The sequence below is a fragment of the Vibrio panuliri genome, assembly GCF_009938205.1.
Classification (GTDB): domain Bacteria; phylum Pseudomonadota; class Gammaproteobacteria; order Enterobacterales; family Vibrionaceae; genus Vibrio; species Vibrio panuliri.
In genome coordinates, this window is sequence record NZ_AP019655.1 from 104,228 (window position 1) to 117,373 (window position 13,146).

Consider the following 13,146-nt stretch of genomic DNA (forward strand, 5'->3'; position numbering starts at 1 on the left):
CGGAGAACTTAGGTTGTTATTTATAACAAATAGAAAAAAACGGTATTTCGTACTATTAATTTCAATAGCGAACACTGTTTTTATTTCAGGAAATGTTTTTGCTGGAAAAATAGATAAAGTCTTACAACAAGATTTGGTAGGTTTAAAAGCCAGCCAACAAGCGCAAATCAAGGTTGAAAATCTCGACGATAAAAATCTTGAGATTATCGAGCAGTACCGTCAGGTGATGCGTGAGCAACAGTTGGCAGATAAATATAACCAATTGCTAGTCAAACAAGTCTCTCAACTTGAAACTGCTTTAGTGGCGATTGAAGCGAGTCAAGCAGAGCTGCGCTCTACACGCATGATGTTGGGGCCGCTACTCGAAGAAATGGTGCTATCTCTGGATCAATTTGTCGCAGCTGATGCCCCTTTCTTAATTTCGGAGCGTCGAAGCAGAGTTGAAAATCTACGCCGCCAACTGCTAGATGCCAGCCTATCTGAAGGAGAGAAAACTCTTTCGGTACTTGATGCCTATCAAGTTGAGCTGAGCTATGGCTATACCACGGAAAGTTGGCAAGGAAAGATCGATGACCGTTTGGTTAATTTTGTCCGTGTCGGACGTTTAGGTTTTTATTACTTTACGCCTGATGAGACGAAAGCGGGTGTTTGGAATCAAGGTTGGCAGCCTTTGTCTTCTGAATGGGTTGCACAAATCAAACAGGCCGCGCAGGTCGCACAAGGTCGACAGTTACCGACACTTCTCACCCTTCCAGCAACGAAAATCGAGACAATGTAATGAAATCAGTATGGCTAATGATAGCGCTGGCGGTTGGCTGGCAAAGCAGTGTCTCTGCCTCTGAGTTGGACCGAGTGTTGCAGCAAGTCAAGCAAGGGTCATCAATTGAGAAAAAACATGCGGAACAGCGCGTGCAGCAGGCTTTAGGCGAGTTAAGTGATGCTCGTGCAACACTTGCCGAGGCACAAGATAAACTCAAACAAACTAATGCGAGCAATATTGCGTTGGAAGACCGTATCTTGCAATTACAAGAGTCTTTAAAGCAAAGAAGATCTCAGTATCAAGCCCAGCGCGAGTCGATGAACAGTGTGTTTAAACATGTTGTTGAGCATGGTGATTTGATGCTGCAACGAGTATCACCGCATGGTTTATGGCAGTTCGATCAATCTGGATTTGTGCAGCAAAAAGAAGAGTCTGTTGATATTGCTCATATCAAAAGCTTGTGGCTTGCACTGTTAGAGCAGTCGGTTTTGTCTAGTAAAACACTTCGCAGTGAGCAAACCATTCTGCTGGCAAATGGTCAGCAGCAGATCGCTCAAGTGACTCAGTATGGTCCTTTCAATGCGTACGCGTCGGGAGAGGGTTCCAGTTGGTTACATTACTTGGCAGGTGAACAAGTATGGATGGAAATGGCACCTCAACCCGCAATCGATGTAGACCCACAGCAGATGGTTATTGACCCGAGTTTCGGTGCTCTGCTTGATAAGCAGGCAAATGCGCCAACTTGGTTAGAACGCATGGAACCTGCTGGTGTGGTCGGTGTACTTATCGGATTGATCGGTTTAATTGGTGTCGGGATTGCTGTGGTTCGTAGTGTTGCCCTGAGAAAGGCGAAGCGAGAGATCTACGCACAAATGTCAGAGCGTGAAGCCAGTGAAGGTAATGCATTAGGTCGCGTTATGTTGGCGAGTGAACAGTGTCACGGCGCTCAACTTGAAGCCGTAATTGATGAAGCGGTGTTAAAAGAAGTACCGAATTTTAAAACGGGCGTGGGTAGCTTAGCTGTACTTGCTAGTATTCCACCACTTCTGGGTCTTTTGGGTACCGTTGGCGGCATGATTGAGACATTTCGCATTATTACCGAGCATGGTAGTGCAGATAGTCAATTGCTTTCAGGTGGTATCTCCCAAGCATTGCTGACCACTGAGATGGGCTTAATGGTCGCTGTGCCATTGTTGCTGCTTCACTGCGGTCTAAAGGCACAAAGTTCTCAGTTGATTGAAGTGTTGGAGCAGCAGAGCGCAGGGCTGATTGTGTTGCGCCAGCAAGCAGATGCTCAGGAGTCGTAGATGCTGAATTTTATTCACACTGCTGGTCCTTTGGTTTGGGGAATTATTGTTTTGTCGATTGTGATGTGGTGGTTGATTGCACAAGCATACAGTCATCAAAGCCGCTGCCAAGCCAGCTTTGCGCCAGCGATAACCACTCAGCGTAACCTGCAAATGACGTTATCGAATCACGATTACCAACATGTGTGCCGCGCTTGGCTAAATCAAGCAGAGCAACAACTAAATAGAGGGTTAGCTTGGATTTCAGTTTTGGTCAAAGTGCTGCCCTTGCTCGGTTTGCTCGGCACGGTGGATGGAATGATTGACAGTTTTCAGCAGCTTGATCAACTGGATATACAGCGTCAACTTTCCGGAGGAATATCGCAAGCACTTCTGACTACGCTGTCCGGTTTGGTGACCTCGTTGTCGGGTTTGTACTTTGTTCATCACTTAAATCAGCGTAAGCGTCGTTATGTCGCAGGTTTTCGCAGTCAATTAGAGGTGCAAGATGCGTTTTCGTCATAGTGAGGATTCAAGCGATCAAGCCAATGTTGATATGACCCCTTTAATTGATGTGGTGTTTATCTTGCTGATTTTCTTTATTTTGTCTGCTTCATTTCAGCAACAAAATCAGATCAAGGTTGAGCGGCCAAATAGTCAGGTCACAGACACTATCTCGAGTGTCTCAGTGACAGTGTCTGTCGATCAACAAGGACAAATTTGGCTAGATAACCAAGCGGTCGAGGTCGCGATGTTGACTAGCCGAGTCAAACAAAAAGTCGCTCAGGCGAACAATGTTTCTGTGGTGATTGACGTCGATAAGTCGGTTGATAGCGGGCGACTTATTCAGGTTATTGATAAGGTAAGAATTGCTGGGGTGAACAATGTCGCTGTTGCTACAGAGTCCTAACGGCTGTCAGCTGCTACCACGTCGATGGTTCCAGCAACCGCTGGTGGTCGCACTTGTGATCAACTTCGCCTTAGTGTGGCTTATGTATTGGCTCACTCTTGGCAATCAAGGTATTCATCGCGTTCATTCAATTAACTTATCGACGGTGTTCCATGCTCGGCAACCCGATAGTGTTGAACCTGAGGTTGAGCAATTGTTTGAGGTTAGCCAAGCACCGCAAAGTGCTTCAATGCCACCGCCACCAACTGCATTGAATTTGTCGATGCTAGAGTTTGATTCTTCAGTATCTTTGCCAAATATTAAAGTGCCAATTGATACCAACAAGCCAAACATGCAAATGGTTAGCCTAACTTTTAGTCCCAAAGGAAATGGGTTAGGTAGTGTGATGAGTAGTGCGATGGCACAAGCCAAACCTGTATTTCAAATCCCGCCTCGTTATCCCGCGAAGGCTAAGCGAGATGGGATCGAAGGGTTTGTTACACTGAATCTGCATATTGACCAAGACGGTAGAGCGCAAGAAATTAAAGTTGTTGCCGAAGAACCACCGGGCGTTTTTGCGCGTTCAGCCAAAAGAGCCGTTATTCGCTGGCGGTTTGTGGCGCCGGAAGAAAATCAATGGCAAAGGATCACGATTCGTTATGAATTGGAAAAATAGTTTACTTGTTTTGTGTTTGGTCTCGTCGTTGTCTTTTGCCAGTTCTGAGGCTCGTCATTACCAAACCTATCAGCGGTTGCAAATGCAGTTGCAACAAAATCCTCTAGCGACGTTGAGTGCCATTGAGTTGTTCGTTAAACAGGTGCAGTCGGCAGATAAGCAGTCACAACAGATGGCTGCTTACTTACAGTTGCAAGCATGTATTGCATTGAATCGATACCCCTGTGCGGCGACGGCAGTGGAGTCTTTGCTGGCTCTGAATCAAGATAAAGCACGGCAACCTGATTTACTCAAGCTGTCCGCTCAGCTTCATTATCAAACAGAGAGCTATCAAACGGTTATTGAACGGGTTAATAGCTGGCTGGTCACCACTCAAGCGATGGAACAGAAACCGCTGGCAACGCAGTATGCTGAGCTCTATTCGTTAAAGGCATATGGATTGTTTCATCAACACGCTTATCGTAAGGCCGCTGATGCGATGGAGCTTGCAGTGGGTTATCAAAGAACTGAGCAAAGGGAGGTGTTTTTGCTTGGTTTGTATCAGCAACTAACAGATTGGCATAATGTTAACCGAGTATTGCGGTCGTTGGTTTCGCAGTATGCACAAAATGCCGATTACTGGGAAAAATATGCCTACTCTTTTCTTAAATTAGAGAGAGAGCAACAGGCGGTTAATGCTCTAGGCAGTGCTTACAAAGCTGACCGCTTGCCACAACGTAGCATTATACTATATGCGCAGTTATTGTTGCGTTTTCATGCACCCGCTCAGGCAGTAAAGGTGCTAGAGCAGAACCGTCAACTCAGCGAAAATCCTAGCTATCAACCTTTGCTAACGCAAAGCTATTTGCTGGCTCGAGACAGACGTAAGGCGGCAGAGTGGCTAGCAAAATCGGATAAAAAAGACAGCTATGCAACGCGGGGATTGCTTGCTTACCAGCAAGGGAATTGGCGCGAGGCTGCTGAGCTTTTCAAGCGTCTTGATGGCAGTAAGAAAAGCAATCACTACTGGTTACTGTTGGCCGCGATCAGTGAGTTTGAGTTAAAACATTGGGCGAGTGCGAGAGCATCTTTTCAGCGTTTAGCAGGCACGAGTTATGACGAGTTGGCGAGTCAATGGTTGAGTCAGATTGACTATTTAACAAGTGGATAAACTAGAAAGGGTTAGCAATTGCTAACCCTTTCTATGTTTACTTAGTTACTTTTTAGTGATGCGCCTTGCGTCCTAATCACTTCTTGGTACCAGTAGAAGCTCTTTTTCCGCGTGCGGGTGAGATCGCCTGTGCCTTGGTTATCGCGGTCTACGTAGATAAAGCCGTAGCGTTTGCTCATTTCGGCGGTTGAGTTCGCGACCAGATCAATCGGCCCCCAAGTGGTGTAACCCATTAGCTCAACGCTATCTTCAATCGCTTCACGCGCTTGGACTAAGTGGTCATTGAGGTAAGAGATACGGTAGTCATCGATGATTTCACCGTCTGCGGTAACTTCATCACGAGCGCCTAAGCCATTTTCTACAATGAACAGCGGTTTTTGGTAACGGTCGTAAAGGAAGTTCAGCAGAATACGCAGTCCTTTCGGATCAATTAACCAACCCCATTGGCTTTTTTCAAGGTATGGGTTTGGTACGCCAGCGACGATATTGCCGACCTCTTTTTCTTGCTCTTTCGCGCTTGCACATCCAGATGCGTAATAGCTAAATGAAATAAAATCCACGCTTGCCGCTGCCAGTGTTTCTAGATCGCCTTCTTCCATCTCAATAGCGATACCATGATCGCGGAAGTAACGCAGCATATAACCAGGGTAGCGCCCACGAGTCTGCACGTCACCAAAGAATAGCCATTGGTTGTTTTCGTGCATTGTGGCAATTACGTCATCTGGAAGGCAGGTGTGTGGGTAAGCAATCGCACCCAGTAGCATGTTACCGATTTTTGCATCAGGGATAATCTGATGGCAAAGCTGAACCGTTTGTGCGCTTGCTACTAGCTGATGGTGAATCGCTTGGAAAATCTCTTGTTCTGACGCATCTTCTTGTAAGCCAACCCCTGTAAAAGGGGCATGCAGTGACATGTTGATCTCGTTAAAAGTTAGCCACAGTTTTACGCTGTCTTTATAACGCTCAAACACCGTGCGCGCATAGCGAGTGAAAAACTCAATCAGTTTACGGCTGCCCCAACCATTGTAGTTTTCCACCAGTGCGTAAGGCATTTCATAGTGCGATAACGTCACAAAGGGCGTGATGTTGTGTGCTGCGAGTTCAGCAAAGATTTTATCGTAGTACTCTAACCCCGCTTGGTTTGGTTCGAGTTCATCACCATTTGGGAAGATGCGAGTCCAAGCAATAGACAAGCGTAGGCAGGTAAAGCCCATCTCCTTAAACAATGCGATATCTTCTGGGTAACGATTATAGAAGTCGATCGCCAGATCTTTGATGCCAGGGGTACGTTCTTGACGGGTTTGATGTGGGCTTAAGATGCCGTTAGGCAGCATGTCGGAAGTCGAAAGACCTTTACCGTCAGCAGTGTGAGACCCTTCTACTTGGTTGGCAGCAATCGCGCCGCCCCATAAAAAATCATTTGGAAATGTAGTATTTGTCATTGGGAAATCCCGATTGTTCGCAAGCGAATGAATTAGCTACGTCTCTGTTCGATACATTGAGCATAGCTGTTTGCTTTCAAACCGTAGATAATTTGAACGTGGTGTTGATCGATACGAACCACACCAATGGCTCCTGCTTGCTTAAGGGCTTTTTCATCTAAGAGAGAAAGCTCCTTAAGTTCGAGTCTCAATCGAGTAGCGCATGCTCCACAATCCAAAATATTATCGAGTCCCCCCAATGCGCTAATGATGGTATCAACCTCATGATCTAGATCTGGGTTAACACGCGTGAGTACAGCAAAAAAACGGCGTAATAAACTAAACACGTTTCTATCTCTCAATTATCTTTACGGCGAACAAATGATTATGCGGAATCTATCGATTAGAGGTAGCGAGAAATTGTCAGAAAGTGAACTAGGATGAGAATTCTATGATTGCTTGAGTAATATTTCATCACCCTGCTGGTTGGATTAATTCTGCTTATAGCTTCAATAAAATGTTTGAGTCGAACTCCTCAGATTTCCAGCGACCATCTGTATTAAAATGACGATATCGTTTGCCTTGTGCATGATCTCGAAGAATAAAGGCACTATGCCGTGAAAAGGGTAGATATGTTAAAAACGAAACTCGCGTTATTGATTGGTTGTTTATCTTTTGGCGTTAATGCGGCCAGTTTTGAAGCGGTAACTTTAGGTAGCAAAGGTGGTATTCAAGACGGTAACTTGACGGCATTTATGCTCAAGAGTGAACAAGATGATAACTATGTACTGCTGGATGCAGGTTCAGTGGTGAATGGACTGATTGTTTCCGAGCAAAACGGCGCGTTTGATGATGTTAAAGTGCCTGAGGAGTCAAAGTTAACCAAAGTGGGTTACTTGCTCAAAGAGAAAGTAAAAGGTTACTTAATCAGCCACGCTCATCTTGATCATGTTGCCGGTATGATTATCAGTTCACCAGATGACAGTAACAAACCGATTTATGGTTTATCTGCCACCAACGAAGCATTGATGAACAATTACTTTAACTGGTCTGCATGGCCAAACTTTGGCAATGAAGGCAAAGGCTTTAAGCTAAGTAAATATACTTATACTGATTTGCCTCAATACCAATGGCAAACAGTGACAGGCACGAGCATGCAGGTGATGGCGATGCCATTGGCTCACTCTGGCGGTGTATCAACAGCGTTCGCGCTGAAAGACAGTGATGGCGACTTGTTTGTTTATTTCGGCGATACTGGCCCTGATGCTGTAGAAAAAAGTGATGCTTTGAACCAAGTTTGGACCACGCTTGCTCCGTTTGTTAAAGAGGGGCAGTTGAAAGGCATTGTGATAGAAGTGTCGTTTACCAACAAAACACCAGACAAAATGCTATTTGGTCACTTAACCCCGAATTGGCTGCTCAAAGAGCTGACTGCGCTTGAGTCCTTGGCAGGGAAAGGTAGCTTAGAAGACCTTGATGTTGTGGTTAGTCACATTAAGTACAGCTTGAAGAAAGGAGAAGATCCTCAAGTTGTTATTCAACGGGAGTTGGAAGCGGGCAATAAACTGGGGGTGAACTTCCACTTCCCAGCACAAGGTGATGCACTGACGTTTTAAATCCTGAGATGATCATTATCTGCCAAGCCCTGATATTTAAGGGGCTTGGCGCTTCAACTAGCGATTGCAGTTTCTCATACTTTACCTACAACTCAACTGGTTGAAGTAGTTTTACACTGATGGAATCTTCTTCAATTAGGGTGAAGACTCTGGGACGAATATTCGTTACCCACCATTGGTCATAGGTATTTGCGTACACTTGTTGTCTTGCCGACTCGCTTGCAAATTCTCGCAACCAAATAAAGGAGTCTGAGCCATCTTCATTTTGGCGGACATAAGTATCAATGATAATCATCCCTTTTGAACGCTGATAAGGCAAAAGTTCCTCACGCATCCAATTAAGCCATTCTGCAGTCTTTCCCGGTTTTATCCGGTACTCACGTAGCTCAACAATTTTCACAATATTTTCAACTCTCAGTCCAACGTATATGTGCTGAATTATGCATTTTTATTAGGGACACACACCATTATTTTTACTACTTCATTAGGAGCTCTCCATTAAGGACACACACCAATATTGCTAACAAGCAGTGGCGGTACTTTGTTTCAGAGGGGACTTTCTCTTACTTAAAACGGACACACACTTATCGGTGTTTATAGAGTATGAAGTGATGATAACCCTGCCGTAAATCCACATGGGTGAAATGGAAGTCTGCGCTATCTGCTTTTATCTTCCGTCTATCACTCATCTTGAGGTTGTTTTATGACAACAGCTAGAAAGCAGCTCGTTTCTGTCGAGGCGACACCATACTATCACTGCGTATCTCGTTGTGTGAGGCGGAGTTTCTTATGCGGTAAAGATCCACTTACGAAGCGAAGTTACGAACATCGCCGGGAGTGGATAAGGCAGAAAATCTATGCGCTCTCTCGAGTGTACTGTATCGATGTTTGTGCTTACGCAATCATGAGTAATCACTACCATTTAGTTCTGCACATTAATCGAGAAAAAGCATTGGCACTCTCTCACCTTGAGGTCGTTCAACGCTGGCGAGAACACCATAAGTTGCCCATGTTGGTATCGCGCTGGCTATCAGGTGAGCTAACGAGTGAGGGCGATATTGATGCTTGTCTATCAATCATCGAGTCGTGGCGTGCTCGATTGTGGAATCTCAGTTGGTTTATGAAAGAGCTCAACTACGATATTGCTTGTCAAGCAAACCAAGAAGATGATTGCAGTGGGCACTTTTGGGAAAGTCGCTTTAAGAGCCAGGCATTATTGGATGAACAAGCGTTGGTCGCCGCAATGGCCTATGTAGATTTAAATCCTCTCAGAGCTGGCACCGCAGATACGCCAGAATCCTCCGAATATACATCTTTTCAGGCTCGACTAGTGGCGTTAAACCGTTATCAAGATACCGCACCTTGCCTTCATCCTTTCATCGGAAGTAGGCGTGGCGAAAAACGTGAGGGTATTCCATTTTTGTTAATAGAATATCTTGAACTAGTTGATTGGACTGCGCGGCAGTTTTGCCAAAATAAAGCGTGTATGAAGGTAAGTGAGCCTGCTTTACTGCAGAGGTTAAATCTTCCTCAAAGTCAATGGCTCGATGTGTGTAAACAATTAGAACAACATCGCAGCACTGCGATAGGGTGTGCTTGTGATATAGGCTTAATCAAGAGTTGTTTGCATAAGAAGCGGGTACACTTACTTCGCTTAAATGGATAGTTTTCCCGTCTAGATTTGAATCCAAAAAGGTCGCTGATAGTAGCGCCTTTCACCTGATCTCGTTATCTCGCACCACCTTCTCAGACGGGTGTGAAATATTCGTCTTATTACTTCAAAGTTATTAGCGATACTACCTGATTTCAGGCTCAGCTTGGTTTCGTATGTCGCTTATGTCTTTATGGTGTGTGTCCTCATTAATGATTATTCCAATTGTTAGTCTAAAATAAACATTTTATGTTTTGTTAACATCATCAAATCGATGAGTTTACTGCATTGTTAAGTGACTATTGAAAAACAAAAGGGCAAACATGTTTAGAGTTATCTATGAATGGCGCGTATCGCTAGAGAGAAAAGACGAATTTCAAAAAATATGGTCCTCCGTTACTGATGATATTCATCAGTCGGTTGAAGGAGCATTAGGAAGTTTTATGCTTCAATCGTCAGATGTGCCAGAAAAAGTACTTACGGTCGCTAAATGGCGATCTAAGACTGATTGGCAAGCGTTTTGGGGCAATAGCAACCCAGAGAAAATGCAGCAGATGAGGGAGATTGCTGAGCGTGTCGCTGTTGAAACCTATGATGAGATTGAAGATCGAACTCAATCATGAGGTGTGTGTCCTTAGTAGAAGGGGACTTTGGTTAAATAGTGCGATCTCGGTATATATTTCGCCGCTATTCTGTGAAGGGTGGGGCGTTGTTAAAAATTTGCGCTGGTTAGAATGCCCTTGATTTACACGAACAAGGGAAAGGATTATGTCTGGTTTTGGTCAGCATTTGTTAATTGATGGCGCTGAGATCTACTACCAAGTTTCAGGCAATCCTGATGGCCAATCGCTTGTAATGTTGCACGGCGGTTTAGGCAGTAGTGAAGATCTTGAAGGGCTAATGAAGTTTATACCGGATCTGTTTAAAGTGATTCGGATTGATTTACGCGGTCACGGACGTTCGACATTGGGCGAGCATCCACTTACTTACACTCGTTATCAGCAAGATGTCGAAGCGGTGTTGGATACGTTGCAGGTGGATAAATTCCATCTATTTGGTTTTAGTGATGGCGGTACTGTTGGCTATCGCATTGCGGCGTGTGATGAACGTCGAGTGCTTAGTCTTTCGACTCTGGGGTCACAGTGGCGTTTAGAGCCGGATGATCCATCTATCGAGCTCTATCAAGGTTTGACGGCAGATTTTTGGCAACAAGAGTTCGCTGAAGAGATCGCGCGTTATGAGGAAATTAATCCCCAACCAGATTTTAATCACTTGGTTGCTCAGGTTAAAAAGCTTTGGTTAGACACATTTGATAGCGGCTACCCAGACGAGTTAGTCGAAGAGATCACTTGTGCGACCTTAATTATGCGTGGTGATAAAGACTTCTTGTTTTCTCTTACAGAGGCAGAGGAGTTGTGTGAACGAATAGAAGAGTCAGAGTTTTTCAATGTACCGTTTACCGAGCATGAAGCCCATAAAGAGTACCCAGAAGTTGTTGGGGAAGTTTTAAGACGTTTCTTACAGATAAATCATTAATAGTTATAGATAAAAACCTCGCAAAAGCGAGGTTTTTATTATTGGGTTCTTGGCAATAAATCAAACTCGATAGCGATCGATTTCCTCTTTGAGCGTTTCTGCCAAGTTCGCTAGCTCTAAGGTTGCTTCGCTGCTCTGTTCCGCCCCAGTCGCAGTTTGATTGGCCAACTCACTGATAGAAGATATGTTTGAGTTGATATCTTCCGTGACGAGACTTTGCTCCTCTGCCGCAGTGGCAATTTGAGTATTCATTGCGGTGATTTGGTCGACACTGGACTTGATTTGTTCTAATGCTTGTCCCGCTTCCATCGCTTTTTCTACGGTTGTTGCCGCATTTTCTGCCCCTTTCTCCAGCCTTTGCGTTGAGTCTCGGCTGCCCTCTTGTAAACGTTGGATGGTTGCCATGATCTCTTTGGTTGAGGTTTGCGTGCGACTCGCTAGCGTGCGCACTTCATCGGCTACAACCGCAAAACCTCGTCCTTGCTCACCTGCGCGAGCGGCTTCAATCGCGGCGTTAAGCGCTAACAAGTTAGTTTGCTCTGAGATGTCTTGGATCACATCAACAACCGTACCTATTTCTTCAGAATGTTTCGCCAGCGTGTGCATCGCGTCAACGGATTGCTGTAAATCAGTGGAGAGGTTTTCAATCATTTGAATGCTCTCTTCAACCACCACTTGCCCACTAGCGGCTGCCAGATCTGCTTGCTCTGAAGCTTCAGCTGCTGATGTGGCACTTTGCGCTACCTCATGTACGGTTGCGGTGAACTCGTTGATAGCAGCGGCAACCTGCGTGGTTTGTTCTTGCTGATTGAGGATAGTTTGCTTGGCTTGATTGGCCACCACAGAGTTTTCTTCTGATGTTCTTGCCAATTGGCTGATGGAATCACGGTTAGTTTTGATGACATGCTGAAAGTCGGCCACTATCTGGTTTACTGACTGCGCGATATGGGCAAACTCGTCGTTGCCTTTTATGTTGATTCGCTGAGTCAGATCCCCTTGCGCTATTTGACTCGACGTGGTCTCAAGCGTTTCTACGGCAAAGTTAACGCGGCGCACAATTAGCACCGTCACAGTGGTGATAACCAATAGTGCAAAAGCGGCAATCGCACTGAACACCAAAATAAAGTGTTGTTTGTTCTGCTCTGCGCGTTCAAAAGTGAGTTTGCCTTCTTGGCTTTGTAAATGAAGAAATTCTTCAGCGAGTTGTTTGGCTTGGGTAAATGGCGGATTGATCTTGGTGAGAAGAATGCTATTTGCTTGGTCAAAATCTTGCAATTCCAACTTTGCAATCGCGGGGTTGAAACCTTGTTGAGTGATCCCATCAAGCGTTTTAGCCAGTTGCTCAATCACACTTTTTTCATCTTGATCTAAAGGGGATGCAAGCAGTTCGTTGTCGACAATCTTATGTAGGGAATCAAGAGATGTTTTTATTTGTGAGATATGCAACTGGATTGGGTGGTTGTGCATCTGGGCAAATTTTGACGTCGGATCATGCTGAAAAGCCAAAAGCAATGAACTTCGCGCATTACCGAGTTCGTCGAGAATTCTGCCAGTGCGTTCTGTATGTTGTATCCCTTGAGTATAGAGCTGTTCAATGTACGCCGAGCTCTGTTGCATCCCGGAGATGCCTTTATAACCCAAGAATGCAAACCCAACTGCCATTAATAGCACACAGATTTTCAGCCTATTACTGACGCTTTCGAGCTTAGAGAGCAAGCTTGAAGAGTGGGTGGGTGTAATGTTGTTATTCATGTTCACCTCATTTATTAATTAAGCTTGTCTAATATAAACGAGTGTTTGAAAAATGCTCGGATGTCAGCTTGATGTAACTCAAAAGTTTAGAAAAAATGGCATTATTTGTATCTAAAGTGTTGCTGGTGTCTATGTTTTAATACAACAAAGATATGGTTATTAACTTTAATGAAATTATAGAGTTATCGTGAATTTATACGGTATTTTATTCCGTTTGTTTTACTATGATTTAACAGTTTGAACGATGATTTGGTTAACTGTTTGTGCTGGGGATGTTGCTTGTCTTCTGCTGCGTAGATGATTCTGCTTGGCGGGGAATCATAGAAAATGCGGGGCTAGAGTGGGTGTCTCAATACAAACAAAATGGGAGGGAAAAACGATTTTTGATTCGCAATAGATTTTGCCTGCC

At 44.7% G+C, this 13,146-nt stretch carries 14 protein-coding genes; 10 read left to right on the forward strand and 4 right to left on the reverse strand.

Translation table 11 applies throughout. The features are described 5' to 3' along the window. Positions 1 to 13: 13 nt before the first annotated feature. Genes GZK95_RS15375 through GZK95_RS15400 form a run of 6 tightly spaced genes read left to right on the forward strand, consistent with a single transcriptional unit; the run spans position 14 to position 4,761 of the window. Positions 14 to 778 carry a DUF3450 domain-containing protein gene (locus GZK95_RS15375; protein WP_075715535.1) on the forward strand — a complete coding sequence of 255 codons (765 nt, stop codon included), beginning with the start codon at positions 14 to 16 and terminating at the stop codon, positions 776 to 778. Next, positions 778 to 2,067, forward strand: coding sequence for a MotA/TolQ/ExbB proton channel family protein (locus tag GZK95_RS15380; RefSeq protein ID WP_075715534.1), 1,290 nt, complete (start codon positions 778 to 780; stop codon positions 2,065 to 2,067). Before GZK95_RS15375 ends, GZK95_RS15380 begins: the two co-directional genes overlap by 1 nt. Next, positions 2,068 to 2,571: a MotA/TolQ/ExbB proton channel family protein gene (locus GZK95_RS15385; protein WP_075715533.1), complete on the forward strand. Its 504-nt coding sequence runs from the start codon at positions 2,068 to 2,070 to the stop codon at positions 2,569 to 2,571. Continuing rightward, complete coding sequence (locus GZK95_RS15390; RefSeq protein ID WP_075705860.1) at positions 2,555 to 2,956, forward strand: ExbD/TolR family protein; 402 nt, start codon at positions 2,555 to 2,557, stop codon at positions 2,954 to 2,956. Before GZK95_RS15385 ends, GZK95_RS15390 begins: the two co-directional genes overlap by 17 nt. Then, positions 2,931 to 3,611, forward strand: coding sequence for an energy transducer TonB (locus GZK95_RS15395; RefSeq protein ID WP_083626262.1), 681 nt, complete (start codon positions 2,931 to 2,933; stop codon positions 3,609 to 3,611). The genes GZK95_RS15390 and GZK95_RS15395 overlap by 26 nt, the downstream gene beginning before the upstream one ends. Beyond that, the gene (locus tag GZK95_RS15400; RefSeq protein WP_075715532.1) at positions 3,595 to 4,761 is read left to right on the forward strand and encodes a tetratricopeptide repeat protein; all 1,167 of its coding nucleotides are present in this window, start codon (positions 3,595 to 3,597) and stop codon (positions 4,759 to 4,761) included. Before GZK95_RS15395 ends, GZK95_RS15400 begins: the two co-directional genes overlap by 17 nt. A gap of 41 nt (positions 4,762 to 4,802) precedes the next feature. On the opposite strand, the gene GZK95_RS15405 is transcribed toward GZK95_RS15400, so the two are convergent. Together GZK95_RS15405 and GZK95_RS15410 are read right to left on the reverse strand one after the other, a co-directional pair. After that, entirely contained in the window at positions 4,803 to 6,203 is a 1,401-nt protein-coding gene (locus GZK95_RS15405) for a glycoside hydrolase family 1 protein (RefSeq protein WP_075715531.1), read from the reverse strand. 32 nt (positions 6,204 to 6,235) lie between these two features. Continuing rightward, positions 6,236 to 6,529, reverse strand: coding sequence for a glucose PTS transporter subunit EIIB (locus GZK95_RS15410; protein WP_075705863.1), 294 nt, complete (start codon positions 6,527 to 6,529; stop codon positions 6,236 to 6,238). Between the two features lie 285 nt (positions 6,530 to 6,814). Between GZK95_RS15410 and GZK95_RS15415 the strand changes: the two genes are divergently transcribed. Further along, positions 6,815 to 7,798, forward strand: a complete 984-nt coding sequence (locus GZK95_RS15415) for a 3',5'-cyclic-nucleotide phosphodiesterase (RefSeq protein WP_075715530.1) — start codon at positions 6,815 to 6,817, stop codon at positions 7,796 to 7,798. Between the two features lie 85 nt (positions 7,799 to 7,883). Here the strand turns inward: GZK95_RS15415 and GZK95_RS15420 are convergent, their stop codons facing one another. Further along, entirely contained in the window at positions 7,884 to 8,198 is a 315-nt protein-coding gene (locus tag GZK95_RS15420) for an NIPSNAP family protein (protein WP_075715529.1), read from the reverse strand. A 303-nt stretch (positions 8,199 to 8,501) separates the two neighbouring features. Between GZK95_RS15420 and GZK95_RS15425 the strand changes: the two genes are divergently transcribed. The 3 genes from GZK95_RS15425 (at position 8,502) to GZK95_RS15435 (ending at position 10,985) form a co-directional block, all read left to right on the forward strand. Then, positions 8,502 to 9,464: a transposase gene (locus tag GZK95_RS15425; RefSeq protein ID WP_179954411.1), complete on the forward strand. Its 963-nt coding sequence runs from the start codon at positions 8,502 to 8,504 to the stop codon at positions 9,462 to 9,464. Between the two features lie 308 nt (positions 9,465 to 9,772). Further along, the gene (locus GZK95_RS15430) at positions 9,773 to 10,072 is read left to right on the forward strand and encodes an antibiotic biosynthesis monooxygenase family protein (RefSeq protein WP_075705866.1); all 300 of its coding nucleotides are present in this window, start codon (positions 9,773 to 9,775) and stop codon (positions 10,070 to 10,072) included. Positions 10,073 to 10,217: 145 nt separating this feature from the next. Then, positions 10,218 to 10,985, forward strand: a complete 768-nt coding sequence (locus tag GZK95_RS15435; protein WP_075715528.1) for an alpha/beta fold hydrolase — start codon at positions 10,218 to 10,220, stop codon at positions 10,983 to 10,985. Between the two features lie 60 nt (positions 10,986 to 11,045). On the opposite strand, the gene GZK95_RS15440 is transcribed toward GZK95_RS15435, so the two are convergent. Beyond that, positions 11,046 to 12,737 (reverse strand): methyl-accepting chemotaxis protein, encoded by a 1,692-nt coding sequence (locus GZK95_RS15440; protein ID WP_075715527.1) that lies wholly within the window; start codon positions 12,735 to 12,737, stop codon positions 11,046 to 11,048. Positions 12,738 to 13,146 lie beyond the last annotated feature (409 nt).